This window comes from uncultured Chitinophaga sp. (assembly GCF_937898475.1).
In the GTDB taxonomy this organism is placed as follows: domain Bacteria; phylum Bacteroidota; class Bacteroidia; order Chitinophagales; family Chitinophagaceae; genus Chitinophaga.
Genome location: NZ_CALEJS010000042.1, coordinates 278,669 through 305,416, shown reverse-complemented (window position 1 = coordinate 305,416; position 26,748 = coordinate 278,669). Strand labels below are relative to the sequence as shown.

Annotated in this window: 22 protein-coding genes; 10 read left to right on the top strand and 12 right to left on the bottom strand. The window is 48.7% G+C overall.

Annotation, left to right across the window (positions count from 1 at the left end):
* Nucleotides 1-113 precede the first annotated feature (113 nt).
* Nucleotides 114-1,535 (bottom strand): tetratricopeptide repeat protein, encoded by a 1,422-nt coding sequence (locus Q0577_RS26975; protein WP_298741963.1) that lies wholly within the window; start codon nucleotides 1,533-1,535, stop codon nucleotides 114-116.
* A 151-nt stretch (nucleotides 1,536-1,686) separates the two neighbouring features.
* Between Q0577_RS26975 and Q0577_RS26970 the strand changes: the two genes are divergently transcribed.
* Nucleotides 1,687-2,061, top strand: a complete 375-nt coding sequence (locus Q0577_RS26970) for a hypothetical protein (protein WP_298741961.1) — start codon at nucleotides 1,687-1,689, stop codon at nucleotides 2,059-2,061.
* A 95-nt stretch (nucleotides 2,062-2,156) separates the two neighbouring features.
* Here the strand turns inward: Q0577_RS26970 and Q0577_RS26965 are convergent, their stop codons facing one another.
* The 3 genes from Q0577_RS26965 to pafA form a co-directional block, all read right to left on the bottom strand.
* Nucleotides 2,157-2,834 carry a hypothetical protein gene (locus Q0577_RS26965; protein ID WP_298741959.1) on the bottom strand — a complete coding sequence of 226 codons (678 nt, stop codon included), beginning with the start codon at nucleotides 2,832-2,834 and terminating at the stop codon, nucleotides 2,157-2,159.
* A gap of 21 nt (nucleotides 2,835-2,855) precedes the next feature.
* Entirely contained in the window at nucleotides 2,856-3,653 is a 798-nt protein-coding gene (locus Q0577_RS26960; RefSeq protein ID WP_298741957.1) for an enoyl-CoA hydratase-related protein, read from the bottom strand.
* Nucleotides 3,654-3,889: 236 nt separating this feature from the next.
* Complete coding sequence (pafA, locus tag Q0577_RS26955) at nucleotides 3,890-5,560, bottom strand: alkaline phosphatase PafA (RefSeq protein WP_298741955.1); 1,671 nt, start codon at nucleotides 5,558-5,560, stop codon at nucleotides 3,890-3,892.
* 216 nt (nucleotides 5,561-5,776) lie between these two features.
* Here pafA and Q0577_RS26950 point away from each other — a divergent pair, with 216 nt between their 5' ends.
* Nucleotides 5,777-7,018 (top strand): pyridoxal phosphate-dependent aminotransferase family protein, encoded by a 1,242-nt coding sequence (locus Q0577_RS26950; RefSeq protein ID WP_298741953.1) that lies wholly within the window; start codon nucleotides 5,777-5,779, stop codon nucleotides 7,016-7,018.
* Nucleotides 7,019-7,718: 700 nt separating this feature from the next.
* Here Q0577_RS26950 and purL read toward each other — a convergent pair.
* On the bottom strand, nucleotides 7,719-9,983 hold the full coding sequence (purL, locus tag Q0577_RS26945; RefSeq protein WP_298741951.1) for a phosphoribosylformylglycinamidine synthase subunit PurL: 2,265 nt from the start codon (nucleotides 9,981-9,983) through the stop codon (nucleotides 7,719-7,721).
* 349 nt (nucleotides 9,984-10,332) lie between these two features.
* Here purL and Q0577_RS26940 point away from each other — a divergent pair, with 349 nt between their 5' ends.
* From Q0577_RS26940 to Q0577_RS26930, 3 genes are all read left to right on the top strand, one after another.
* Nucleotides 10,333-12,528, top strand: a complete 2,196-nt coding sequence (locus Q0577_RS26940; protein ID WP_298741949.1) for a glutamine synthetase III — start codon at nucleotides 10,333-10,335, stop codon at nucleotides 12,526-12,528.
* 120 nt (nucleotides 12,529-12,648) lie between these two features.
* Nucleotides 12,649-13,098, top strand: coding sequence for a hypothetical protein (locus Q0577_RS26935; protein WP_298741947.1), 450 nt, complete (start codon nucleotides 12,649-12,651; stop codon nucleotides 13,096-13,098).
* A 131-nt stretch (nucleotides 13,099-13,229) separates the two neighbouring features.
* Nucleotides 13,230-14,972, top strand: a complete 1,743-nt coding sequence (locus tag Q0577_RS26930; protein WP_298741945.1) for a family 43 glycosylhydrolase — start codon at nucleotides 13,230-13,232, stop codon at nucleotides 14,970-14,972.
* A 321-nt stretch (nucleotides 14,973-15,293) separates the two neighbouring features.
* Here Q0577_RS26930 and accC read toward each other — a convergent pair whose 3' ends face one another.
* From accC to efp, 3 genes are read right to left on the bottom strand one after another with little or no spacing between them, the layout of a single operon-like run.
* Nucleotides 15,294-16,631: an acetyl-CoA carboxylase biotin carboxylase subunit gene (gene accC, locus Q0577_RS26925; RefSeq protein WP_298741943.1), complete on the bottom strand. Its 1,338-nt coding sequence runs from the start codon at nucleotides 16,629-16,631 to the stop codon at nucleotides 15,294-15,296.
* An 8-nt stretch (nucleotides 16,632-16,639) separates the two neighbouring features.
* Nucleotides 16,640-17,122 carry an acetyl-CoA carboxylase biotin carboxyl carrier protein gene (gene accB, locus Q0577_RS26920; RefSeq protein WP_298741940.1) on the bottom strand — a complete coding sequence of 161 codons (483 nt, stop codon included), beginning with the start codon at nucleotides 17,120-17,122 and terminating at the stop codon, nucleotides 16,640-16,642.
* A 52-nt stretch (nucleotides 17,123-17,174) separates the two neighbouring features.
* Entirely contained in the window at nucleotides 17,175-17,741 is a 567-nt protein-coding gene (gene efp / locus Q0577_RS26915; RefSeq protein ID WP_298741939.1) for an elongation factor P, read from the bottom strand.
* Between the two features lie 276 nt (nucleotides 17,742-18,017).
* Here efp and Q0577_RS26910 point away from each other — a divergent pair, with 276 nt between their 5' ends.
* From Q0577_RS26910 to Q0577_RS26900, 3 genes are all read left to right on the top strand, one after another.
* Nucleotides 18,018-18,515 carry a redoxin domain-containing protein gene (locus Q0577_RS26910; RefSeq protein WP_298741937.1) on the top strand — a complete coding sequence of 166 codons (498 nt, stop codon included), beginning with the start codon at nucleotides 18,018-18,020 and terminating at the stop codon, nucleotides 18,513-18,515.
* A 64-nt stretch (nucleotides 18,516-18,579) separates the two neighbouring features.
* The gene (gene mdh, locus Q0577_RS26905; protein ID WP_298741935.1) at nucleotides 18,580-19,518 is read left to right on the top strand and encodes a malate dehydrogenase; all 939 of its coding nucleotides are present in this window, start codon (nucleotides 18,580-18,582) and stop codon (nucleotides 19,516-19,518) included.
* Nucleotides 19,519-19,606: 88 nt separating this feature from the next.
* Nucleotides 19,607-20,068 (top strand): MarR family transcriptional regulator, encoded by a 462-nt coding sequence (locus tag Q0577_RS26900; RefSeq protein ID WP_298741933.1) that lies wholly within the window; start codon nucleotides 19,607-19,609, stop codon nucleotides 20,066-20,068.
* Between the two features lie 8 nt (nucleotides 20,069-20,076).
* Here Q0577_RS26900 and Q0577_RS26895 read toward each other — a convergent pair whose 3' ends face one another.
* The 3 genes from Q0577_RS26895 to Q0577_RS26885 all read right to left on the bottom strand — a co-directional run bounded on the left by Q0577_RS26895 (nucleotide 20,077) and on the right by Q0577_RS26885 (nucleotide 23,357).
* Nucleotides 20,077-21,312 carry an MFS transporter gene (locus Q0577_RS26895; RefSeq protein ID WP_298741931.1) on the bottom strand — a complete coding sequence of 412 codons (1,236 nt, stop codon included), beginning with the start codon at nucleotides 21,310-21,312 and terminating at the stop codon, nucleotides 20,077-20,079.
* Between the two features lie 27 nt (nucleotides 21,313-21,339).
* Entirely contained in the window at nucleotides 21,340-22,026 is a 687-nt protein-coding gene (locus Q0577_RS26890; RefSeq protein ID WP_298741929.1) for a VTT domain-containing protein, read from the bottom strand.
* A 71-nt stretch (nucleotides 22,027-22,097) separates the two neighbouring features.
* Complete coding sequence (locus Q0577_RS26885; protein ID WP_298741927.1) at nucleotides 22,098-23,357, bottom strand: dicarboxylate/amino acid:cation symporter; 1,260 nt, start codon at nucleotides 23,355-23,357, stop codon at nucleotides 22,098-22,100.
* A gap of 193 nt (nucleotides 23,358-23,550) precedes the next feature.
* Here Q0577_RS26885 and Q0577_RS26880 point away from each other — a divergent pair, with 193 nt between their 5' ends.
* Together Q0577_RS26880 and Q0577_RS26875 are read left to right on the top strand one after the other, a co-directional pair.
* Nucleotides 23,551-25,059: an amino acid permease gene (locus Q0577_RS26880; protein WP_298741925.1), complete on the top strand. Its 1,509-nt coding sequence runs from the start codon at nucleotides 23,551-23,553 to the stop codon at nucleotides 25,057-25,059.
* Nucleotides 25,060-25,178: 119 nt separating this feature from the next.
* Entirely contained in the window at nucleotides 25,179-25,889 is a 711-nt protein-coding gene (locus Q0577_RS26875; RefSeq protein WP_298741923.1) for a YebC/PmpR family DNA-binding transcriptional regulator, read from the top strand.
* Nucleotides 25,890-25,994: 105 nt separating this feature from the next.
* Here Q0577_RS26875 and Q0577_RS26870 read toward each other — a convergent pair whose 3' ends face one another.
* A complete protein-coding gene (locus Q0577_RS26870) occupies nucleotides 25,995-26,708 on the bottom strand; it encodes a response regulator transcription factor (RefSeq protein WP_298741921.1) in 714 nt (237 codons plus the stop codon).
* Between the last annotated feature and the right edge of the window lie 40 nt (nucleotides 26,709-26,748).

The following is a 26,748-nucleotide window of genomic DNA, read 5'->3' as shown; positions in this document are numbered from 1 at the left end:
GGCCCTGATGCCAGATAAAAAAAGCTGACCGTTTGCAATATTTGCCTGCGGTCAGCTTTTTTTTATGGAGCATTCAGCCTTCAGCTTTCAGCATCCGGCGTTCAGCGTTCTAATCACTTTTTTTTCCTGTAGCGGCTGATCAGCTCTACTACACTGGTATGCTGCAGAAGCGTTGGATCCAGCTCCACCATCTTTTTAAGCTGGCGGGGGGCCATCTGCAGTGCTGTTTCCAGCTGTATAAGGCCTTCTTTGGTACGGCCCTGTGCAATCAGTACGGCGGCGCGGTAGTACTGGAATACAGGCTTGCGGCCCACTTTCTGCTCTGCCTCATCCAGCTGCACCAATGCCTCGTCAAAGAAATCAGAGATATACAGGCCACGCACAAACTCCTGCCAGGAGCTTACACTGGATGGTTTAAGGCGCAGGGCGTGCATGAACTGTATCAGCGCGTCCTTGTTCTTGTCCAGCTCCAGGTAGCATTGCCCCAGCGCAATATAGTACTCTGCACTGTTCTTATTGATTTTTAATGCGCTGGCGATGGATTTAACGGCATTCTCCCAGTTACCCTCCATCATGTAGGCTACGGCTATCTTGTAGTGCAGCTTATCATCCTGGGGACTCAGGTGCGAGGCCTTACGGTAATAGTAGCGGGCCTGGGTGAATTTGCGCATCTTCTCGTAGCAATGGCCAATAGCCTCGTAGATCACATCTTCGGGCTTGGCTATTTCCAGGTGTTTCTGCAGTACTTCAATGGCATCCTGGAACTTGCGTAAACGGATATACGCATCCCCCATATTGCGGTAGGCATAGTCAAATTTCTCGTCTATGGCCACGGCATACAGGTAGGCGTCTATCGCTTTTTCATAGAGCTTCAGGCCCTGGTAGGCCGTACCCAGGTTAAACCAGGCCAGCTGGTTGTAGGGATGCTCGTTGATAATATTGGTATGCAGGCGGATGCTTTCTTCATTGCGCCCGGTGTACTCGGTCCAGAAGCAGATCTTATGCAGCGCTTCTTCGTTGTTAGGATCGTGTTCCAGCGCTATTTTCAGGCAGTCAAACACACGGTCAAATTCCTCCCAGTCGTCATACACATCTGCCAGTTCCAGTAATAACTCCGTACGGTCTTCCCCGTCAAACTGCTGGATCTGTTCTTCCAGCAGGGCGGCCGCCTTTTCATGCTGATTAAGGGCCAGGTAGATATCTGTTTGCAGGATATACAGGTTTATATCAGTGCTGTCTAAGATGGCTGCCTTCTCCAGCAACTCAAGGGCGTCGTTGTACTTCTTGGTTTCTATCAGGAGGTTGGCTTTTTTCAGCAAAAGGGTGGAAGAATATGGAAACTGTTCTATTGCTATTTCTGCGGCCTGTATGGCATTGGGCAACTCGTCATGCTCATCGTAATAGTCGATAATCTGCTCGAAAGAGTCTTCGTCGAGGAAGGAATGAGACCGGCCAGCCCTGAGGTTTTCGAACTGCTGCAACAAGTCTCTCAACTCCTCAAAATCCTCGTTAAATAATGGAAAGTCTTGATTCATTAGTGTAAATATAATAATTTTATCCAACCAGACAAATGTGCCCCTCAGGGTGCCGTTCATGTAATATTTAACAGTTTCTTAGGAATTTTCACTAAATTGCGTTAAGAATTTGTTATATGATATATTGAAAAGTTTGTACATTTGTGATACAATGAAAACGAGAACCTCCATATTGCATTCTTTTTCATTGTCCTGCTTACTGGCAGGGATCCTGGTTTTGTGCAGTATCAGCAGCAAGGCCAACGATCTTTCTACCAACAGTGATAATGACAAAGACAAGAAGAAAGCGGGTAGCAGCCTCTTCGCCGGAGCTTTACCCAAGACCAACCTGAGCCTGGATGGCTTCAGGTACAATGGTATGCTCAACTCTGAGTTCAAGCTGACAGCTAATAATACATGGAACTTCAAATCAGTGATGACTTACAAGAAAGGTAACGTCACTTACGTGTTGCCGTACAATTTCCAGGTACAGCAGCCGGCTAACATGCAGTTTCATAAATTGCAGTTAGTGCTTCCGTTAAAGTAGAGCATTCAATTTCCAGATAATAAATCCCAAATTCCAAACAGCATTCGCATCTTGGAATTTGGGATTTTTTTATTTGACATTTCTTTAATTCCCCGCTAGTTCCCCATACGCTGTAGCTCCTCCTTACTGATCACTTTATAGCCAGACACCGGTACTTCAAACATCGTAACAGGCACGGGATGCAGGTCCAGCGAAGTCGCCGTTACCTTCATTTTAGCGCCCGTACGGGTGATGATCTCAAACTCCAGGGGAATACCCTTCAGGTTCACAAAACGGCGGTTATAATGCTTGTTTTCCGGTATCAGGCCGGGTGCATAATACACCTCAAAGGTTTTACCGTCTGCCGTGGTACCGATCGCCTTTCTGCAGGTATGCCCCACCAGCTCCTTGGTACCCTCCTGGTCTTTAAAATGGATACCGGCATACTGTTTCAGCTCTTTCTCGTATTCTTCCTTCCCCGAACGGATCAGGTATTTATCTACATGATTATCTATCAGGGTTACCAGGCTCTGCTCCCGACTGTTGATGAGATAGGTATAATGCACTACATTCAGGTTCATATCTATGCGGCTCAGGTGCCCGCGCATGTACTGGGTAAGGGTGCTTCCCTCCAGCATGGCATCCAGTTGCAGCTGTTCAGGCGGCAACTCAAGTTTATAAACGATTTTGGCATCTGACACATAATGCTGGGCGTACAAACGGCCTGCCCCCGGCAGAGCGGCCAGCAGGAATAAGAGCAGGCATTTTAACAACTTTATATGCTTCTTTTTCATAGGTTTCTGATTAATTAATTCTCACCAGCCAGGCCTTTCCTTATTAAGAAACGCCGCTATCCCCCTCCGGCACTCCGGATGCCCGCGGGTGGCGGCGTTCAGCCGGGCGGCCTGTTCCAGCGCTTCATTCAGGGGCATATCCAGCACCCCTGCTATCAGTTGTTTGGTTACTTTCAGGGAGTTGGCAGCTGCTTCATGGCATAGGGCGGTAGCCAGCTGATGTACATAACCGGCTATCCCGGCTTTAGGTACCACTTCGTTAATAAGGCCGTATTCGCGGGCTTTCTCTGAACTGATCAGCTTCCCGGTGAGCAACAGCTCACGCGCCCTGCCCTCTCCTATCTTTCTGACCAGGAAAACCGATACCAGGGCAGGAATGAAGCCGATCTTCACCTCGGTGTAACCCAGCTGGGCCCCGGGCACGGCATAACTCAGGTCGCAGAGTGTTACCAGGCCGCAGCCACCAGCGATAGCATGGCCTTCTACCTGTGCAATCACTACCTTTTCATGATAATAGATCTGTTGCATCAGCTGCATCAGCGAACGGGAGTCCGCCAGGTTCTCCTCATAGGTATTACTTTGCAGCTGTTTTAAGTATTCAAGGTCGGCTCCGGCGCAAAAGGCCTCACCGGCGCCTTTCAGCACAATCACCTTTACCGCCTCATCTTCTTCCGCCTGGCGGAACGCCTGCTGCAGCTCTGTTACCATGGCCCCGTTCAAAGCATTCCGCTTGTCTGGCCGGTTAAGAGTAATGGCAGCAATACGCTTATCAACCTCGTACGTAATGAAAGAAAAAGTGGCTTGCGGGTTGTGTGACAAGGTAACAGTTTTAGTTTGATGGCGCCGTTCACGGTTGAGCCGGATAGCAATTTATTAAATTTGGCAGCAAATCCAAATTAATAAACGTGTTATTGCTTCCCCTTATGATGCGGCGCTTATATTATTTTCCCCGTCTTTCCCAGGCTTCACACAGGCATTCTTTTGCTCCGGCCGTTTTTGTGAAAATAGTACCAGCCTGTAAATAAAAAGGCTGGCCTTCCGGCCAGCCTTCAGCGTTACTTTGTTATCTCTTCTATCACCTTTCCTACGTTCCCGCTCGGCATCTGGATGTGCAGCAGGGCCGCCAGGGTAGGCGAAATATCCGTCATACCGATGGTACGGTTACTTTTGCCGGGTTTAATGCCCCACCCCAGCCATACCAGGGGTATATGTGCATCGTAGGGGTACCACAGGCCGTGGGTAGTGCCGGTTTTACCGCCCTCTATCCAGCCGGGCTGCAGTACCACCTGGATATCTCCGCCACGTTTTACATTATATCCATTGGCCATCATGCTGCGCATTGGCTCAGGCAGGGTGGTCTGGTTCAGTTCTTTGATGGGGAAGGCGTTGGCAATGGCCTTCTGCTGCAGCAGCTGATCTATAACAAAATCAGTGATCTCCCTGGCTGTTTTTCCCGCGTTGGCAATAGCCGCATGATCCAGGTAGAACTGGTAGTTGCTGAAAGCCTGCAAAGCTTTGCTGACGCCAAATTTAGCGTTGATCTGCTCATTGAGGCCGGATAATGTTACCTTATCATCCCAGGTGCCGTTGGGCAGCTTGTTCTCTTCCATAAAGCCGGGCACATGCGCCACGCCATGGTCGGCAGTAATGAAGAAGGTCCACTGTCCCTTGCCGATCCTTTTATCCAGGTAATCAAAGAAAGCCCCCAGGTCTTTATCCAGGCGCAGGTAAGTATCTTCTGCCTCGATGGAGTTGGGCCCGAACTGGTGGCCTACATAATCCGTAGAAGAAAGGCTGATGGCCAGCATATCGGTAACAGATCCGCCGCCCAGGTTATAGGCTTCCAGCGCTTTTTTGGCAAACTCCAGGGTCATGGTGTTGCCCCAGGGTGTAGAGGCAATGCGGCCGGGCTGCTGGCTCAGATCATGCGGAAAAGCGCTGTTGGCTACATTCGGAAACCTGCCTTCATACGGTTTATCATCCGCTGTGCTCAGCTTGTATGTTTCAACGGGATACAGGGTGGTCCAGGGTGTTTTGAGGTACTGAAGCGGCCATTTCTGGTCGTTGAATTCCTTTGCCCAGGCGGGGAGCTCGTTCATATAGTAGGTACTGGTGATCCAGTTACCTGCGCTGGCGTCAAACCAGAAAGCAGCGGTAGCGCTGTGGCCAGCGGGCAGAATGGCACCACGGTCTTTAATGGCAACGCCTACTACTTTACTCTGGAAATTGTTGGACAGGCGGAGCTCGTCGCCAATGGTAGTCACCAGCATATTACGCGGACTCATTTTACCTGCCTTGGAGTAGCTGCCCACGGTATTTACACTGGTATCTTCCGCGCAGTACATGTTACGGCCAATTTCCCGGCTGTACCAACCATTGCCCACAATACCGTGAATGGCGGGTACAGAGCCTGTATACACACAGGTATGGCCGCAGGCGGTAATGGTGGGGGTATAATTAATTAACGTATTTTCGCAGGAGAAACCTTCGTGTAGCAATCTTTTAAACCCGTTAGACGTATAACGGTCGGCATAACGGTACAGGTAATCCCACCGCATCTGGTCCACCACCATACCCACCACCAGTTTAGGGCGGGCCGCTGCTTTAGGAGCACGATCCGCAGCTGATGCGGAATAAAAAGGCTTTGGAGACGTTGCTTTTTGTGAATGAGCGCTGTAAGAAACAAACAGGACGGCCGAAACCAACAGACTGATCCATTTTTTCATGGTGTAATGATTGAATTTAACAAATCCTGAGCTACAGGGTATTATCCCCCGAAAGCCCGATTGCATCATAGTATAATAATGAGTTTATTTGCCTCCGTTCTTTTTCGGTATGCTTTTGGCAAGATGGCTGCAAAAGTAATGTAAGATCGTAAAAAGTAATATTTTAATACATTTGTGCACGATTTTTAATGATCACAATTAATCATTAATTAACATATGGATATTTTTGAGAAACTGCTGAAACACCAGGGCCCTATCGGGGAACATTCAGAGAGAGCCCACGGATACTTTGCCTTTCCGAAGCTGGAGGGTGAAATAGGCCCCCGTATGACATTCAGGGGCAAGGAAAAGATCGTTTGGAGTCTGAATAACTACCTGGGCCTGGCCAACCACCCGGAAGTACGCGCTACGGATGCGAAGGCGGCAGCAGATTTTGGTTTAGCCGCTCCTATGGGCGCCCGTATGATGAGCGGGAATACCAACTACCATGAACAGCTTGAAAAAACGCTGTCTGAATACATGGGTAAAGAAGATACCACCCTGCTGAACTACGGCTACCAGGGCATTATGAGCGCCATAGATGCCATTTGTAACCGCAGGGACGTAATTGTATACGATGCCGAGTGCCACGCCAGCATTATAGACGGTCTTCGCCTGCATCAGGGGCACCGTTACGTATTTAAGCACAATGATATAGCGGACTGTGAAAAGCAGCTGAACCGTGCCGTTGAATTGATCAAAACCACCGGCGGCGGTATACTGGTAGTAACGGAAGGGGTGTTCGGCATGGCCGGCGACCAGGGCAAGCTGAAGGAAATAGCCGCCCTGAAGGATAAATATGAGTTCCGCCTCCTGGTAGACGATGCCCACGGCTTCGGTACCATGGGTAAAACCGGCGCTGGTACCGGAGAAGAACAGGGCGTACAGGATAAGATCGACCTGCTGTTCAATACCTTCGCTAAATCAGGCGCTTCTATCGGCGCTTTCATGAGCGGCGACAAAGCCATCATCAACTACCTACGCTATAACATGCGCTCGCAGATCTTTGCCAAATCCATCCCCCTGCCCATCGTGATCGGCCACCTGAAAAGGGTTGAACTGATGCGTACCCAGCCGGCGCTTAAAGCCAGGCTGTGGGAAAACGTAAACAAGCTGCAGCAGGGCCTGAAAGAAAGGGGCTTCAACATCGGGCATACCAACTCGCCTGTTACCCCCATTTACCTGCAGGGCGATATCCCGGAAGCTACCGCTATGTGCCTGGATCTGCGCGAGAACTACAACATCTTCTGCTCTATCGTGGTGTACCCGGTGATCCCCAAAGGACAGATCATCTACCGCCTGATACCCACTGCAGCCCATACTGATGAAGACATTGCCCTTACCCTGAAGGCATTCAGCGAAACCAAGCAGAAGCTGGACAGGAAAGAATATAAAGTGGCAGAAATACCGGTGGTGTAGTATACTATAGCATAACAGCATATAAAGATAAAAGGCGATGAACGTTCATCGCCTTTTATCTTTACACTACATTAGCTTGCATTGGATACCCTACCGGAAAAACAAGGGGCCGGTGGTTAAGCGGCCCCTGAACATAACGTTCTTTCACTAGGTGTAAAGTATCACTTAGCTTTCATTAGGACATGGTAGAAGCAATGGCCTTCATAGAATAGGAACAACCATTTGATTCTAACGAAGTTTATAATAAGTTTATAATAAGATTATGAATTAGCCCTTGCGAAAAATATTGTTGCAGTATTATTCTCTCTCTATATATCCAAAATTATGTCACTCAATTGTAGAAAACATCACACGAAGGTGCCATTTTGTTAATAACTCGTTAAGTAACTCCCTGGAACATAACAAAATGTGCATAACTTCGTTGCCACAAATTTCCCCCGGGTACGTATACACTTAATTCCCCTGCTTTGTGCCACTGTTATTAGTTTCACCCGAATAACCGTAACACTTACGTTTATTCGTAATACTGAAGTATTCCCTGCAGGAATAGCGGGCGCTACAGAAGGCGATCTGTACGGGGTTTGCGCCTGCCAACGGATGTGTTATTAATAAGAAAGTAAATAATCAGAGCAGGTATTAAAAAGCAAAAAGGAGCGGTGATTTTTGCACCGCTCCTTTTTTATTACTTGCTTTTTTATTTTTACTTATCCTGGCCCAGGTGGCTTTCAATAGACGTATCGTAAGCCGTTTTCCAGTCCTGTATTACGCCCCAGTCTTCTCCATCCACTACGATACGGTCGCCTTTCACCACGCCTATCTTTTCGTGCCGTACGGAATGATCAGTAGTATCTACCAGGCCATGTAATACGGCCTCAAATTTCTCCTGGTCTTCCGGTCTGATGGTCACCACTACGCGGCTCTGGCTTTCGCCAAACAGGTAGGCATCCTTACGGAAATTGCTGTTGGTGTTCACTTCAAAACCCAGGCCGCTGGTCATTGCGCTTTCCAGCAGGGTAATAAAGAGGCCGCCTTCGCTGATGTCGTGTGCAGACTGTATCAATCCGGCTTTATTCAGCCGGGTAATAGCCGCCTGCAGGCGGTGTTCTTCTTCCAGGTTGAAATGCGGCGCAGGGCTGTGCTCTATACCAATGAGCTTGTGCAGGTATTCAGAGCTGTTAATATCATTACGGCTGCGGCCCACAATGTATACCAGGTGGCCGGCAGCTTTAAAGTCCAGCGTAATGCGCTGCTCCAGGTTGTCCAGTATACCCAGCATACCGATGGTGGGGGTAGGATATACGGGGCCGTCGGGCGACTGGTTATAGAAGCTTACGTTACCGCCGGTAACCGGGGTATCGAACTTACGGCAGGCTTCGCCCATGCCTTTGATAGCATATACAAACTGGTAGTATACTTCCGGATCGTAGGGATTACCGAAGTTCAGGCAGTTGGTGATAGCCACCGGTTCGCCGCCGCTGCACACAATGTTACGGGCCGCTTCTGCCACGGCTATTTGTCCGCCGATATGCGGGTTGGCAAACACATAACGGCTGTTACAGTCCGTAGTAACGGCCAGTGCTTTCTTAGTGCCCTTTACCAGTACTATGGCCGCATCGCTGGGTGCATTGGTGGTAGCGTTGGCAGTACCTACCATGCTGTCATACTGTGTATAGATCCAGCGTTTAGAGGCGATGTTAGGCAGTTTGGCCAGCCTTTCCGCCACAAAGCGGGGGTGGGTGGTATCTGGTATGTTCTGGATGTCAAAAGCCTTTATTTTCTCAAAATAAGCAGGCTCGGTATAAGCCCGATGGTATTGCGGAGCGCCGCCGCCCAGCACCAGGCTTTCTGCCGGTACATCGGCTTCGAGCACACCGTTCATATAGAATTTAAGACGGGGATCTTTGGTTACTTCACCGATCTGCACGCAGTGCAGGTCCCATTTATCGAATACTTTCAGCACTTCGGCTTCGCGGCCTTTCTGCACTACGATGAGCATACGTTCCTGGCTTTCGCTGAGCAGCATTTCCCAGGCTTTCATATTCTCCTGGCGGGTAGGCACTTTTTCCAGGTAGATGTTCATACCGTGTTCGCCTTTGGCGCTCATTTCAGCGGTAGAGCAGGTGATACCGGCGGCGCCCATATCCTGCATGCCTATCAGCGCACCTGTTTTAATCACTTCCAGGCAGGCTTCCAGCAGTTTCTTTTCCTGGAAGGGGTCGCCCACCTGTACAGCCGGCAGGTCTTCCGCGCTTTCTTCCGTGATATCGGCACTGGCAAAGGAAGCGCCGCCGATACCGTCTTTACCGGTGGCAGAGCCTACAATAAATACCGGGTTGCCTTCTCCGTAAGAGGTAGCGGAAACGGTCTCCCCTACTTTTACAATACCTACGCTCATGGCATTCACCAGGGGGTTGGTACCGTAGCAGTCTTCAAAATAGGCTTCCCCGCCAACGGTGGGTACGCCAAAGCAGTTGCCATAGTGGCCTATACCGTGTACAACACCTTTCAGCAGGTGCTGAGTTTTTTTATCGTTCAGGTTGCCGAAGCGCAGGGAGTCCAGCGCGGCAATGGGGCGTGCGCCCATGGTGAAGATGTCGCGGTGAATGCCTCCTACCCCGGTGGCCGCGCCCTGGAAGGGCTCAATAGCACTGGGGTGGTTATGTGATTCTATTTTGAATACGCAGGCATAACCGTCGCCTATATCTACCAGGCCTGCATTCTCCTCTCCCGCCTTCACCAGCAGGCGGGCGCCCTCACGGGGCAGGGATTTCAGCCATACGATGGAGTTCTTATAGCTGCAATGTTCGCTCCACATTACAGAATACATGCTGAGCTCCGTGAAGTTGGGAACACGGCCCAGGATGGTTTTTATACGTTCATATTCGTCTGCGGTAAGTCCAAGCTGTTCTGCAGTTTCTACGGTGGTATGCATTAATTTATCTGTGGTTTCTACAGTGCTTTGCATGTATGTAAAGTATATATATACACAAGAGTAAGAAAGAAGTGCAAACCTACCTAATTTTCCGGCAATTGACAAGTGGGGGAGTCGGCGGTGCGGAGGTCGCTCCTACTACCTACGTAGCCACCCACCCCATTTACAAAAACTACCATCTCCTTCTATATGATTATTTTTTTAATATGTCAGTTTTAAAACGCCCTCATCCATTTTTTTTGGTCAAAAATCAAAAAATATCTGATTTTTGGTGCTAAAATGTAATTTTTTAGCAAAAACGAATAAACTTCTTGTTTATCTTACGTAATGAACGTTTTTTTGTGTTAAAATCACTTTACTTAGTATAAAAATCAATTACAGCATGCAATCTTTACGTTTCACGGCGCTGGAAGGTCTAGCCGGCGTTGATCTAAAAATCAAGCCCGAGCAGCTGAACGGCAAAATCACTGAGGTGTTCGGCAGCAATGTTTTCACGGGCAAAGTTCTACGCGAAAATCTGAGTGACGAAGCTTACAAGAGCTTAATGAATTCCATCAAAACCGGATCCAAGATCGAACGTAAGATGGCAGAGCAGATCGCTGCGGGTATGAAACAATGGGCAATGAAAAAAGGTGTAACCCACTTTACCCACTGGTTCCAGCCCCTGACCGGTACTACTGCTGAAAAACACGATTCTTTCTTCACCATTAAGAGCGATGGTTCTGCTATCGAAACTTTTGACGGTGATGCGCTGGTACAACAGGAGCCTGATGCTTCCAGCTTCCCCAGCGGCGGTCTCCGCGCTACTTTCGAAGCGCGCGGTTATACTGCATGGGATCCCTCCTCTCCCGCATTTATTATGGAACAGGGTTATGGTAAAACACTCTGTATCCCTACCATATTTGTATCCTACACCGGTGAATCACTGGACTACAAAGCTCCGCTGCTGAAAGCGATCTCTGTACTGGATAAAGCCGCTGTAGACGTATGTAACTACTTCGACAAGAACGTAACCAAAGTAACTGCCACCCTGGGTTGGGAGCAGGAATACTTCCTGGTGGATGAGAGCCTGGCTAACGCCCGTCCTGACCTGGTAATGTGCGGCCGTACCGTTGTTGGTCACGCACCTTCCAAAGGCCAGCAGCTGGAAGACCACTACTTTGGTTCCATACCCGAACGCGCCTACGCTTTCATGCGCGATTTCGAAGAAGAATCTTACAAACTGGGTATTCCTTTAAGGACCCGTCACAACGAGGTGGCTCCTTCCCAGTTCGAATGCGCTCCCATCTTTGAAGAAGTGAACATCGCAGTAGACCACAACTCCCTGCTGATGGACGTTATGAGCAAAGTGGCCAAGCGTCATAAACTGAGAGTGCTGCTGCACGAGAAACCTTTTGCAGGCATCAATGGTTCCGGTAAGCACAACAACTGGAGCATGGCCACCGATACCGGTGTAAACCTGCTGGCTCCCGGCAAAACGCCGAAGACCAACCTGATGTTCCTCACTTTCTTTGTGAACACCATCAAGGCGGTACATGATTATGCTGACCTGCTGAGAGCTTCCATCGCTTCTGCCAGCAACGATTTCCGTCTGGGCGCCAACGAAGCTCCCCCGGCTATCATTTCCGTATTCGTAGGTAAATACCTGTTCGAAGTTTTACAGGAAGTGAAAACCCGCGTAAACAACAAGTTTGACGAGCAGGACGAAGCCATCCTGAAACTGGATCTGCACCGTCATATTCCTGAACTGCTGCTGGACAATACCGACCGTAACCGTACTTCTCCCTTTGCTTTCACCGGCAACAAGTTCGAGTTCCGCGCCGTAGGTTCTTCTGCAAACTGTGCTTCTGCCATGACCATCCTCAACACCATCATGGCGCAAACACTGTCTACATTCAAGAAAGACGTTGATTCCCTGATCGAGAAAGGCGAGAAAAAAGAGATTGCCATCATGCAAACTCTTCGGAAATATATTGTAGATTCGGAAAAAGTTTTATTCGAAGGCGACGGCTACAGCGAAGAATGGGAAAAAGAAGCAGAGAAAAGAGGCCTGCCCAACGTTAAAACCACACCGCATGCACTGGACGCCCTGGTGACGCCCAAAGCTGCCAAGCTCTTTACCGAGACTGGTGTTTACAATGAAAAAGAACTGCATGCCCGCCACGAAATCCTGCTGGAAGATTATGTGAAGAGAGTACAGATCGAAGCCCGCGTGATCGGCGACCTGGCTACCAACACCATCCTGCCGGCTGCCATCAGCTATCAGAACACCCTGATCGAGAACATCCGCGGCCTGAAAGAGATCGGCTTAGGTGAAGAGGCAGTTAAAGCGCAAAAACAAATAGCTGGTAAAATAGCTGAACATATTAATGTCATCAGTGAGAATGTACAGGCTATGATTGAAGCACGCAAAGTGGTAAACAAGCTGACTGACAGCCGTCAGAAGGCTATAGAATATTGTGAAAAAATTAAGCCGTACTTTGATGTGATCCGTTACCACTCCGACAAACTGGAGTTCCTGGTGGATGACAAAAAATGGGGTCTCCCCAAGTACAGAGAGCTGCTTTTCTTGCGATAAAACCGTAAGATTGTTTTGGTGTATGATTAGCCCGCGGTTTTCACCGTGGGCTTTTTCTTTTTATAAAGTATCGCTGTCCCCGTTAAACTTTTCCTCCCCTGCCCCGTCTATACAACCGTTATGCTGTTTGCGCAACCAATAACCATCCTGTTGCTCCTGCTAATGATGGCCGGGATCACCCGGGCACAGGATGCTGCAGGCGCCCGTCCGCCAGCTGACTTGTCTGCAGCACATAGCCGTCATTCCGCTAATCAAAACAAGCAATGGAAAATAATCAAAGCGGAACTTGCGTTAACAGATAAACAAAGTCAGCAATGGCAAACCCTGAACACAGCCCTCGAAAGCAGCACCAGGGAGATACTGCAGCATAACACACTTACCCCTGCACAAAAACAGGAACTGTTGACCAAAGCGCAACAGGACCATGAGCAACATATAAAAGCGTTACTCACAGCAAATCAATACCAGCAATACGTGCAATGGAACGCCAAACGCCTGGAACGGCTGAGAGCACTGAAGAGGATGGAAGACCGTCAGTTACCCGGCAGAACAACGCCCGGTAAGAACTGATTCAAGATACGTCATGGCTATTTCAAATAAGAACAATTAGGTTAAAGTAAAGCAAGTCCCCGCTCATCTTCCGGTGAGCGGGATTTTTTTTACTTTTATCTTCTCACCCACCGGTACAAAAACATTACGTCATGAGAAAAAGATTAGTGCTGCTTGTGCTCCTGTTTATTTACTGCTACGCCGCCGGGGCCCAGCAAAGAACTTACTGTAATCCTATTAATATAGACTACGGCTTCTGCCCCATTCCCAACTTTACCACCCAGGGTAAACACCGGGCTACGGCAGACCCGGTGATCACCTTGTTCAAAGGCGACTATTACCTCTTTTCCACCAACCAGTGGGGCTACTGGTGGAGTAGTGATATGCTGCAATGGACATTTGTACCCCGCAAGTTCCTGAAGCCCTGGCACCATGTATACGATGAACTCTGCGCTCCGGCTACCGTGGTGCTGGGCGATACACTGCTGGTGATCGGCTCTACCTATACCACCAACTTCCCCCTGTGGATGAGCCAGCATCCCCGCACCGATACCTGGAAGGAAGCAGTAGACTCCTTCAAAGCCGGCGCCTGGGATCCCGCCTTTTTTGCTGATGACGACGGCCGCCTGTACCTCTACCACGGCTCCAGCAATACCTATCCCATTTACGGCCGTGAAGTGGACCGTAAAACACTGCAGCCCATCGGCGAAAGAAAGGACCTGATCCGCCTGCATGACGATATTCACGGCTGGGAGCGATTCGGTGAAGCGAACGATAATACTTTCCTGGCTCCCTTCATGGAAGGCGCCTGGGTAAATAAGCACAACGGCAAATATTACCTGCAGTACGGCGCCCCCGGCACGGAGTTCAGCGGGTATGCAGACGGTGTATACGTAAGTGATCATCCGCTGGGACCATTCACCTACCAGGCGCACAACCCCTTCTCCTACAAACCCGGCGGCTTTGCCAAGGGAGCCGGTCATGGGGCTACTTACCAGGATAAATATGGCAACTGGTGGCATGTCTCCACCGTAGCCATCTGCGTGAAGAATAATTTTGAACGCCGTATAGGCATCTGGCCCGCTGGTTTTGACAAGGATGATTTACTTTTCTGCAACACGGCCTACGGCGACTATCCCCATTATATGCCCGACGCCGCTGCAGACCCTTCCAACAGCCTGTTCACCGGCTGGATGCTGCTCAATTACAACAAACCGGTACAGGTATCATCTACCTATGGCGGCTATACGGCCAACCAGGCGGTAGATGAGGATATCAAGACCTACTGGTGTGCCGCTACCGACAATAAAGGCGAATGGCTGCAGTCAGACCTGGGCGCCCTTAGCACGGTTCACGCCATCCAGATCAACTATGCAGACCAGGATGCTACCATCATGGGCAAACAGCCAGGGCTGTACCACCAGTATAAGCTCTACAGCTCTGTTGATGGTAAAAAATGGCAGCTGCTCACCGATAAAAGCCGCAACCATACCGATGTGCCGCATGATTATATTGCTTTATCAACACCGGTGAAGGCCCGTTATATCAGGCTGGAGAACATCCACATGCCCACCGGCAAATTTGCTATCAGCGGCCTGCGGGTATTTGGTTACGGTAAAGGACAAAAACCCGATACCGTGCGGGAATTCATAGCCCTGCGCGGCGACAGTGAGCGCCGCAATGCCTGGCTTAAATGGAAAACGGTGGATAACGCCACAGGCTATACCATTTACAGCGGGATAGCGCCCGATAAACTGTATACCAGCGTAATGGTATATGGCGCCAATGAGTATTATTTCAGGGCGATGGATAAAGGCAAACCTTACTACTTCTGCATAGAAGCCTTCAACGAGAACGGCATTGGCAAGCGTACCGCTGTGATCAAAGCGGAGTAAAATAAAAACTCCGGGCAGGAATGCTGCCCGGAGCTGAATTTCTATTTGCTTACAACGCACATCTGTCAGCTTGCACGTAACATCTGTCAGCTTGCACGCCGTATCTGTTATCTTACATCGAATACCTTTGATCTGTCACGGTACATCTGTCAGCTTACATGACACATCTGCTGTCTTTCATCGAACACCTTCGATCTGTCACGGTACATCTGTCAGCTTACATGACACATCTGTTGTCTTTCATCGAATACCTTCGATCTGACGCAGATTTTTGTCGGCTGGCGGCGAAGATCCCTTGTCTGGCAAGCGATCTTACCCTGCTTACACCAGCTTAAAGCTTTCTGTGAACTTGGTGGTGAAGTTTCCTTTACGGAAGTCCTCATTACGCATCAGCTGCTGATGGAATGGAATGGTGGTTTTCACGCCTTCGATCACGAATTCGCTCAATGCGCGTTCCATGGTGTTGATGGCTTCCTCCCTGGTCTGCGCAATGGTAATGATCTTGGCCACCATACTGTCGTAGTAGGGAGGGATCACATAACCGGCATAGATATGGGAATCCACACGTACACCATGGCCGCCGGGTATATGCAATACAGTGATCTTACCCGGGGAAGGACGGAAGTCGTTGTACGGATCTTCCGCATTGATACGGCATTCGATGGCATGCATCTGTGGCGTATAGTTCTTTCCTGAGATAGGGATACCGGCGGCTATTTTGATCTGTTCCTTGATAAGGTCAAAATTGATCACCTCTTCTGTTACACCGTGCTCCACCTGGATACGGGTATTCATTTCCATGAAGTAGAAGTTGCGGTGTTTGTCAACCAGGAACTCGATGGTGCCCACGCTTTCGTAATTGATGGCTGCAGCAGCCTTGATGGCGGCTTCACCCATTTTTTCGCGCAATTCAGGCGTCATGAAGGGAGAAGGAGATTCTTCTACCAGCTTCTGGTGACGACGCTGGATGGAGCAGTCTCTTTCGCTCAGGTGACACACCTTGCCGTATTGGTCGCCAGCTACCTGGATCTCAATGTGACGGGGCTCTTCCACGAATTTCTCCATGTAGATACCATCGTTATTGAAAGCGGCGCGGGCTTCAGTTTTGGCCATGTTATAGGCATTCTCCAGCTCCTTTTCCTCCCACACTACGCGCATACCCTTACCACCGCCGCCGGCGGTAGCTTTGAGTATCACGGGCAGGCCCATTTCCCTGGCCAGTTGCTTGGCCTGGTCCAGGCTTTCCAGCAAACCCTCGGAACCGGGAATAACCGGTACACCGGCAGCTATCATGGTTTCTTTGGCGGTCATTTTATCGCCCATTTTCCGGATCATTTCCGGGGTGGGGCCAATAAATTTGATGCCATGCTCTCCGCATATCTCAGCGAAGCGTGCATTCTCTGCGAGGAAACCGTAACCGGGATGGATGGCGTCTGCATTGGTGATCTCAGCAGCAGCCATGAGGTGAGGAATATTCAGGTAGGATTCTGAGCTCTGCGGTTTGCCGATGCAAACTGCCTCGTCGGCAAATTTTACATGCAGGCTGTCTTTATCCGCAGTAGAATATACAGCCACCGTTTTGATGCCCATCTCTTTACAGGTGCGTATGATACGCAGGGCTATCTCTCCACGATTGGCGATCAGTATTTTTTTAAACATTGTTTCTTTTATGGTTCTACTAAAAACAAAGGCTGATCATATTCAACCGGGGAGGCGTCATCAACCAGCACTTTTACGATCTTGCCGCTAACTTCGCTCTCGATCTCATTGAACAGTTTCATGGCTTCGATGATGCATACCACCTTGCCGGGGGCAACATCGTCTCCTACGCCTACAAAAGCTGGCTTGTCAGGGCCCGGGCTGCGGTAGAAGGTACCGATCATGGGAGATTTGATAGTAACAAGGTTATCTGCTTTGGCTGCGGCCGGGGCGGCTGCAGGAGTAGCAGGCGCAGCTGCGGCTGCAACAGGAGCTGCTGCTACCGGTGCAACTGCCTGTACGGGTGTGGCGGCGGGCACCGCTATCACTTGTTGAACCTCGTTATCCTTTTGCTTTATAGTAATCTTAAACTTGTCTTCCTCTATGCTCAGTTCACTGATGTTGGACTTGTTGACCATCTTTACCAGCTCCTGAATCTGTTTAAAATCCATGTAGACAGTTTTTGGTTTTTGAAATGTTCGTTAGTGTTTAGTATGGATTATTCTATTCTTTAACTCTTTCGATGTATTCACCGGTCTTTGTGTTCACTCTGATAGACTCCCCTTCATTTACGAACAAAGGCACCATTACTGTAGCGCCGGTTTCAATGGTGGCAGGTTTTAAGGTACGGGTAGCGGTATCGCCCTTCATGCCAGGCTCGGAATAGGTGATTTTTACAACGATCTTGTCAGGCAGCTCCACGCTCATGGGCTGTTCGGTTTCCGTATTGATAGATACAAACACCTCTTCGCCTTCTTTCAGGAACTGGGGCGCATCTACCATCGTCTCAGGCAAAGCGATCTGCTCAAAGGTTTCCTTATCCATGAAATTATAACCACTGTCGTCCTGGTACAGGTACTGAAACGCTTTCTTTTCAACACGAACAGGGAAAATGGTATCGCCGGAGTTCCAGGTATGCTCTATAGAACGTGCATTGTCAACACCTTTCAATTTAGCCCAAACTTTGGCGGCAGCACGGGCAGTTTTGTTCTGACCAAACTCTACAACAGAATATAAGCTGTTGTCCAGCTTTATGATCAATCCTGTTCTGATATCTGCAGTGGTAGCCATAAAATAGGATACTGATTTTAGGTTTAAAAATGAGATTAGGACTGCAAAAGTAAATCATTCTCAGAAATCCTTGCGAAATCCTTAATAGTACGGCTACCTATGAATTAATTAAATTCTAATATATTCCGGGAGCGGTACCTATTATTTTTTTTAGGAATGCAAACATAATGTAAGGACAGGTAATCTAGTAATTTTTTTGGAAAAAAATCAATTTGCCGGTGTCATTCAAGCCGTTCTGTACTAAATTTAGCCCTTATTGATTAAAACAGACGAATCATGCGATACCTGATGCTGTTATGCTTATGTGCCCTCCCTTTTCTTACACAGGCGCAAAAAAGCAACACGCCCACCGAAGCACCTTACCTGCAGTACAAGGTAATACCGGCTTTTCCACTCACCCTGCCCGACGGGCATATTATCACCAAAAACGATCTCCGGAAGAATGTGCCTACCCTGGTCTTCATTTTCAGCGTGGAATGCGATCACTGCAAACAGCTGACAGAAGAAATGCTGAAGAACATGGATAAGTTCAAAAAAACACAGATCCTGATGATCACGCCTTTCAAGCCAGACCAGATGAAAGCGTACTATGAGCAGTATAAGATCAAAAACTATCCGAACATTATCATGGCCAGCGAACCCACCCGCCAGATCATGTACTTCTATAACATGCACTATTTCCCGGGCCTCTATGTGTACAATAAGAAACAAACGCTGGTGAAAGGATTTGAAGGCTCCGCAAAACTGGACCAGTTACTGCCATATATTAATTAATCGGAACTCCTTTTTACTTATTTTTACTTTAATCAATATTTTTCACCCTAAATATTTGGATAAAATGAAAGTTACTGTTGTAGGAGCCGGCAATGTAGGTGCAACCTGTGCTAACGTGTTGGCCCACAGAGATTTTTTACAGGAGGTCGTATTACTGGATATCAAGGAGGGTACTGCAGAAGGAAAGGCGCTGGACACCTGGCAGCAAGCGCCGATAGATTATTACAGCACCAAGGTGACCGGCGTTACAAATGACTACGCCCAAACTGCCAACAGCGATGTGGTAGTGATCACATCCGGCTTACCCCGCAAACCCGGTATGAGCCGTGATGACTTAATCTCCACCAATGCCAATATTGTAAAATCTGTTACCGAAAATATTTCCAAACATTCTCCCAATGCCATCATCATTGTAGTAAGCAACCCGCTGGATGTGATGACCTACTGCGCTTTCCTTACAGCGGGTAAAGACAGCAGCAAGGTATTCGGTATGGCCGGTATCCTGGATACTGCCCGCTACCGCGCTTTCCTGGCAGATGAAATAGGATGCTCCCCCAAAGATATCCAGGCGATACTGATGGGTGGCCATGGCGATACCATGGTGCCGCTGCCCCGTTATACCACCGTTGGCGGTATCCCCGTTACAGAACTAGTTGCTGCCGATAAACTGGAAGCCATTATCCAGCGCACCAAAGTAGGTGGCGGCGAGATAGTGAACCTGCTGGGCACCTCTGCCTGGTATGCTCCCGGCGCTGCAGCCGCACAGATGGTAGAAGCCATCCTGAAAGATGAAAAACGCATATTCCCCTGCTGCGCATGGCTTACCGGCGAATATGGCCTCAAAGATATTTACCTGGGTGTGCCGGTGGTATTAGGCAAGAACGGTATTGAAAAGATCATAGAACTGAAACTGAACGCAGAAGAAACTGAACTGCTCAAAACATCAGCACAGCACGTAAAAGAAGTAATGGATGTGCTGGATAACATGAAAGTAACCGCGTAAATAACTGATTCACATTATTAAAACGGGGACTGGCCAATCATCAGTCCCCGTGTTTATTTTATCAACCACTTCACACATTCTTGTCATCATGTCGAACATCGAAAAGTTACTTTCGCAAAAGGCCTTCTCCAGCGAATACACGAAAGGATTGGTCAGCCTCGTATTTGTAGGCAACTGGATCGTTGGCAGACATCAGCAATTCTTCAAAAAGTTTGACATCACCATGCAGCAGTTCAATATTCTGCGCATTTTACGCGGACAACATCCCAAAGCGGCCAATATCAATATGCTGAAAGAAAGAATGCTGGACAGGATGAGCGATGTATCCCGGCTGGTTGAACGCCTGCGCAAAGCAGAACTGGTTGAACGCAAAAGCTGTGAGTCAGACAGAAGGGCGGTAGATGTAAAGATCACCGCTAAAGGGCTTGCGCTGCTGCAGGTGATCGATGAAGAGATTGAGCAGCTGGAAGACTGCCTGAAAAATACCCTTTCTCCCAAAGATGTGGCTATGCTGAACAAGCTGCTTGACAAAGTGCTGGCGGATTATTAGCAGACCGCTCAGATCTCCTCCAGGTAATTCAGTTCCTTTCCGAAAGTTTCTTCTACAGTGTAAGCAGTGATCAATGCAACGCCTATACAGATAACCGCTACGATGGCGCCGCTGTGCACATAGCTGAACCATGCCTGTAATGCGGTGAACAAAGCAGAGATCAGCGGCAGCAGGCCCCTGGCAAAATTAGGTACGGTAGTAGCCACCGTGGCGCGCAGGTTGGTGCCAAAGCTTTCTGCTGCAATGGTTACGAAGATTGTCCAGAAACCAACGCTGAAGCCCAGGCCAAAGCATACGGCATAGAAGGTCCATTTGGTAGCGCCATGCATCTGGAAATATACGAACACAAAAGCGGCGGTGAGCAACAGGAACAGCAGCATCACCTTGCGGCGGCTCTTCCATAACTGGCTGATAAGGCCCGTAGAAAAATCACCCAGCGTCAGACCGGTGTAGGTAAAAGCAATAGCATCGCCCGGACTGATAGGATCACGCACGCCCATTTCCACCGCAAATTTGTTGGAGAAAGCGATGAGTATGCCTACTACAAACCAGGTAGGCGTACCGAGTAACAAACATTTAAGGTATTTAAGAAAACGCTGCCGTTCTGTAAACAAAGAAAGGAAATTGCCACGGCTGGTACGGGTTTCCCTGATAGCATTGAACATATGTGATTCCATCACACTGATACGCAGCACCAGTAATGCCAGGCCGAGGCCTCCGCCTATGAAATAACAGATGCGCCAGTCCTGCACTATTTTGGCAATGAAATTTGCTGCCACAGCCCCGGATACGCCAACGGTAGCTACAATCATGGTTCCATACCCGCGTTTTTCCTTGGGCAGGATTTCTGATACCAGGGTAATACCGGCGCCCAGTTCTCCTGCCAGGCCAAGCCCTGCAACAAAACGCCATAAGAGGTAGCCGGTGGTACCCTGCACAAAGCCATTGGCGATGTTGGCCACAGAGTATAATAATATGGAGCCGAATAGTACGCTGAGCCGCCCTTTTTTATCACCCAGAATGCCCCACAGCACCCCGCCTATCAGCATGCCCAGCATCTGTATATTGATCAGCAGCAAACCTACACCGGTGTCAATCTCGTTTTGCGGTACGCCCAGCTCTTTAAGACTGGGCACGCGTACAATCGTAAAGAGCAACAGGTCATAAATATCTACAAAATAGCCTAGTGACGCCACTATAACGGCTACGTTAAAGATAGAAGGGGAGCGGTTTTCAGCGTGCATAGCGGATAGATAGTAGTTGATTAGTGCTTACGATAACGTGTCGGTGGGCGCCTTGCTGTCCTCATGATGTAAATGAGGCTGCTGCTTGGTTTTTCCGAAGAAGAGCTTTATCAGTACCGGTAAGGTGGTGATAAGGACGATGATCAGTATGATCAGCTCCAGGTGCTCTTTCAGTCCGGGGAAGGCTTTGTCAAGATAATGACCGGCCAGCATCATGGAAAATACCCAGCAAAAAGAGCCTACTATATTATATAACATGAATTTTTTGCTCTCCATTTGCACAATACCTGCCACAATAGGCGCGAAAGTACGTACGATAGGCAGGAAACGCGCCAGGAAGATGGCGCCGCCGCCATGCTTGTCATAAAATTCCTTTGCCTGGTAGAGGTATTTCTTTTTGAAGAGGAAGGTGTCTTTCCGGTTAAACAGCAGCGGACCGGATTTGCGCCCAAACCAGAAACCTACCATATTACCCAGCACACCCGCAATGGCAATGAGGAACATGATCACAAAAAAGGGCATATTGAAAAAGCTCTTGCTGAGCAGGTCTCCATAAATACCTGCTACAAACAGCAGTGAATCTCCGGGTAGAAAAAATCCCACAAACAAACCTGTCTCTGCAAAAACGATCAGCAACAGCAGGTAGATGCCTCCGTGTTCGATGATCCATTGGGGGTTAATAAGATGCTTAAAAAACTCTGTGATCTGGTCCATGCTACATTTTATGAATAAAAATTCCAAAATTTCGAGATTGCCAAAATAGCAATTTAGTTGTTATAATCTTGTTATATCTCTTTCAGGGCATCCCGGCCGGGTTCAAAAGCGCCTTCCCATTTAGATACCACTGCAGTGGCCATTGCATTGCCGATCACGTTGGTGGCAGACCGCCCCATATCCAGCAGGTGGTCTACCCCCAGTAACAGCAGCAGTCCCGCTTCAGGAATGTTGAACATGGAAAGCGTGCCTGCGATGACTACCAGCGAAGCGCGGGGCACACCGGCTATACCTTTGCTGGTGATCATTAATACCAGTAGCATAGAGATCTGCTGTTCAATTCCCAGGTGCATGTTATATGCCTGGGCAATGAACAAGCTGGCAAAGGTCATATACATCATAGAACCATCCAGGTTAAACGAATAACCCAGTGGTAATACGAAACTTACAATTTTGTTATCACAGCCATATTTTTCCAGTTCCTCCAGCATCCGCGGGTAGGCTGCCTCGCTGGAAGCAGTGCTGAATGCCAGCAGCAGGGGGGCTTTCAGGCGGCCCAGTAAAGGGAATACCAAACGCCCCAGTATTACAAAACCTGCCAGGGCCAACACCAGCCACAACACACCCAAACCTAAATAAAACTGGCCTATAAATTTACCGTAGGTCCACAAAATTCCCATTCCTTTCTGCGATATAATGGCAGCCATAGCCCCGAATACAGCGAAAGGCGCAAAATTCATAACGTAGTTGGTCACCTTCAGCATGATATAAGCTACGGCATCCAGCGCTTTGATCACCGGCGCAGCTTTTTCACCCACGGCGGCAGTTGCCACTCCAAAGAATAACGCAAATACCACTATCTGTAATATCTCGTTGTGGGCCATTGCATCGATAACGCTGTCAGGGAACACGTGGCGGAAAAACCCCCTGAGGGACATATCTGCACCGGATACCCCGCTGCTGGCGTGAGTATCGGGCAGGGGCAGGTTCAATGCATGGCCCGGCTGCAGCACGTTTACCAGGATCAGCCCGAGGAACAGGGAAACAAAAGTGGCGGTAATAAACCAGAGCATTGTTTTGCCGCCTATCCGGCCAACGGCTTTAATGTCACCCAGTTTGGCCACGCCCGTAACCAGTGTGGAAAATACGAGGGGCGCAATGATCATTTTTACCAGGCGCAGGAAAATATCCGTGAGGATGGATATGTTGTCTGCAAATTTCTTGACAGCTGCTTCATTTCCTGAGTATAGGACATAAACAATGTACCCTGTTAATATGCCCAGCACCATTCCCAGGAATATGAACAGGGTAAGCCGGTTAGATTTCTTCATGCAATTACTGGTTTAGCTTATATATAGCCTTCTTTAATACTTAAAATTCCCCAAAAATAAGGTACAGGATTAATATTCAGCCCATACCTGGTAAAATAAAACAGGCTTATTTGGTTTTAGATAGTTATATTTGGCGGTCTTAAAACAAATCACAACAAATCAAACCACTTAATCAACCAACAATACTTCTATCATGAGTAGACTCTTTGTAAGAAAGCCACTGGGTCAATTATTATCTGAAGCTACAGAATCGGAAAAAGGTTTAAAGAGAACGTTAACTGCCGGATCCCTGGTAGCATTGGGTATTGGCGCCATTATAGGGGCCGGACTTTTTGTTCGTACTGCTGCTGCAGCAGGAGCTCATGCCGGGCCTGCAGTAACCCTCTCCTTCATTATTGCAGCTATTGGCTGTGCGCTCGCTGGTTTATGTTATGCGGAGTTTGCTTCCATGATCCCTATTGCCGGTAGTGCCTACACGTATTCTTATGCTACCCTTGGCGAGTTGGTTGCCTGGATCATTGGCTGGGACCTGGTGCTGGAATATGCCCTGGGCGCCGCCACCGTTTCCATAGGCTGGTCCCAATACCTGAACAACTTATTGAACACGCTTTTTCACGTCACGATCCCCTTTGAATGGTCGCACTCTCCCTTCCAGGTATCTGATGCAGGTGTGCACGGCATTGTGAATCTTCCCGCCATATTCATACTGTTTTTACTGACCTTGCTGCTGATCAAAGGTACCCAGGAATCTGCCCTGGTAAATACGATCATCGTAATAATAAAGGTTGCTATCGTATTGTTATTCATCGCGTTGGGCTGGCAATTCATCAATCCTGCCAACCACACTCCTTATATTATCCCTGCCGATGCAGGTGTTGTTCATCTGAATGACGGCACATCGGTGGATTATTCGCTAACGCGAAACCATGGATGGATAGGCGTATTGGCCGGAGCTGGTGTGGTATTCTTTGCCTTCATAGGTTTTGATGCCGTATCTACTGCCGCCCAGGAAACCAAGAACCCGAAAAAGGCAATGCCTATCGGTATCCTGGTATCCCTGGCCATCTGTACGGTATTGTATATTCTGTTTTCTCACGTAATGACGGGTGTGGCTCCCTATAAAGACTTCCTGAAGGAAGGCGCCGAAGCATCCGTAGCGTACGTGATCAATACGTATATGCCTGGTTACGGCTGGCTGTCTTTATTTATCACCATCGCCATCCTGGCAGGTTTTTCTTCTGTGATACTGGTGATGTTGCTGGGACAGACCCGCGTATTCTACTCCATGTCAAACGACGGGTTGGTGCCGCCGGTGTTCTCCAAACTCCATCCCAAGCACCGCACGCCATATAAATCACAATGGATGTTCTTCTTCTTTACCGCATTATTTGCCGGTTTTATCCCGGATCATATAGTAGGTGATATGACCAGTATCGGTACCCTGTTTGCCTTTGTACTGGTATGTGTAGGTGTAATGGTAATGCGTAAAACAAACCCGGAGGTGCCCCGTCCGTTCAAAACGCCCCTGGTGCCTTTTGTACCTATCGCTGGCGCACTGGTGTGCCTGGCCATGATCGCCGGACTGGGCCCCGGTAACTGGACACGTCTGATCATCTGGCTGGCTATCGGCTTTGTAATTTATTTCGGGTATAGCGTTAAGCATAGTAAAGCCCGTAAATATCATGAACAGAACAAGCAGTAACAGCACATTATATGCTATCAGGATATTTCAGACCGTCCCGGCTAAACCGGGACGGTTCCATTTTACTGGTAGTACATTAGGATAAACACTGTATTTTTGCGTCTCGATAATAAACCAACATGGGAAGAATTTTTGAAGTAAGAAAGGCCACTATGTTTGCCCGTTGGGACCGGATGGCCAAACAATTCACCAGGATAGGTAAAGAAATTGCCATTGCCGTAAAACAGGGTGGCCCTGACCCGGATAATAACCCAGCCCTGCGTCGTTGCTTTGCCAACGCCAAAGGCGTGAACATGCCTAAAGACAGGGTGGAAGCCGCGATCAAACGCGCTATGGGTAAGGATAAGACGGATTATGAAGAGGTTGTATATGAAGGTTATGCTCCTCACGGCGTGGCGGTAATGGTGGAAACCGCTACCGATAACCCTACCCGCACAGTAGCTAATGTGCGTATGCATTTCAATAAAGAGGGCGGTAGCCTGGGCACCAGTGGCTCCGTAGGTTTCCTGTTTAACCGTATGGGTGTATTCAAGGTGAAAAATGAAGGCCAGAACCTGGAAGAGCTGGAACTGGAACTGATTGATGCTGGCCTGGAAGAAATAGGGGAAGACAGTGAGAATAATATTATCATCCGTACTCCTTTCACTGAATTCGGTAATATGGCCAAAGCCCTGGAAGAAAGGGGCATCACCACGATCACTGCCGAACTACAGCGCATCCCCACTACTACTGTAGAGCTGAATGAAGAGCAGGCTAAAGAGGTACTGCAGCTGATTGACCGCCTGGAACAGGATGAAGATGTGCAGCAGGTATTCCATAACCTGAAATAGGTAATAGCAACTCAAAAGAGATTATAAACAAGAACCGTCCTGCAGATGCGGGACGGTTCGTCTTAGTGTGTGGTGTGTGGTGTTTGTGATTAGTCGATAATATTTTCAGGCATCCGCCATGCAGGCCTTGGGATCTGTAACAAGCCGCAACCCCTTTCCATGGAAGGTTTCCAGCTTTACATCCGGGTCAAGGCGGAAGTGTTTTCTAAGTCGTGTAAGGTATACATCCATGGTGCGCCCCGCAAAGAAGTCGTCACTTCCCCATACGCTCAGCAGGATATTTTCCCTTCTTAAACGCCGGTTAGGATTTTCGCAAAGGAACTTCAGTAATTCAGCTTCCTTGGGGGGCAGGTTAATGGTGTGCCCGGTAGGCTGATGAAAGATCTTCAGTTCTGTATAATTGAATTCCAGGGCTCCAAGCTGGTAGACCACTATTTTTCTGTTTTGCAGTAAACGGCTCCTTTTCAGGAAAACGTCTATCCTGAACTGCAATTCCTCTATATTGAAGGGTTTCACCATGTAATCATCTCCCCCCGCCTGAAAGCCGCTGAGGCGGTCTTGCTCCATATAGCGCGAGGAAGTGAAGATAATCGGGATATTGGTATCTCTGCTCCGGATGTCTTTTGCCAGGGCGAAGCCGTCCCTCCCGGGCATGATAATATCCAGCAGGCAGATGTCGAAAGCCCGCTCCTGGAAGGTGCGCCAGGCTTCTTCTCCATCCAGGCAATGCACAACATTGTAGCCTTCTTTTTCCAGATGTCTCTTAATTACTTTTGCGAAAAAGTGATCGTCTTCTACCAGTAGAATTCCTGCTTTCATACAGGGTAGTTTTTTGATAAGAGTCTAGGGTACCTTGATT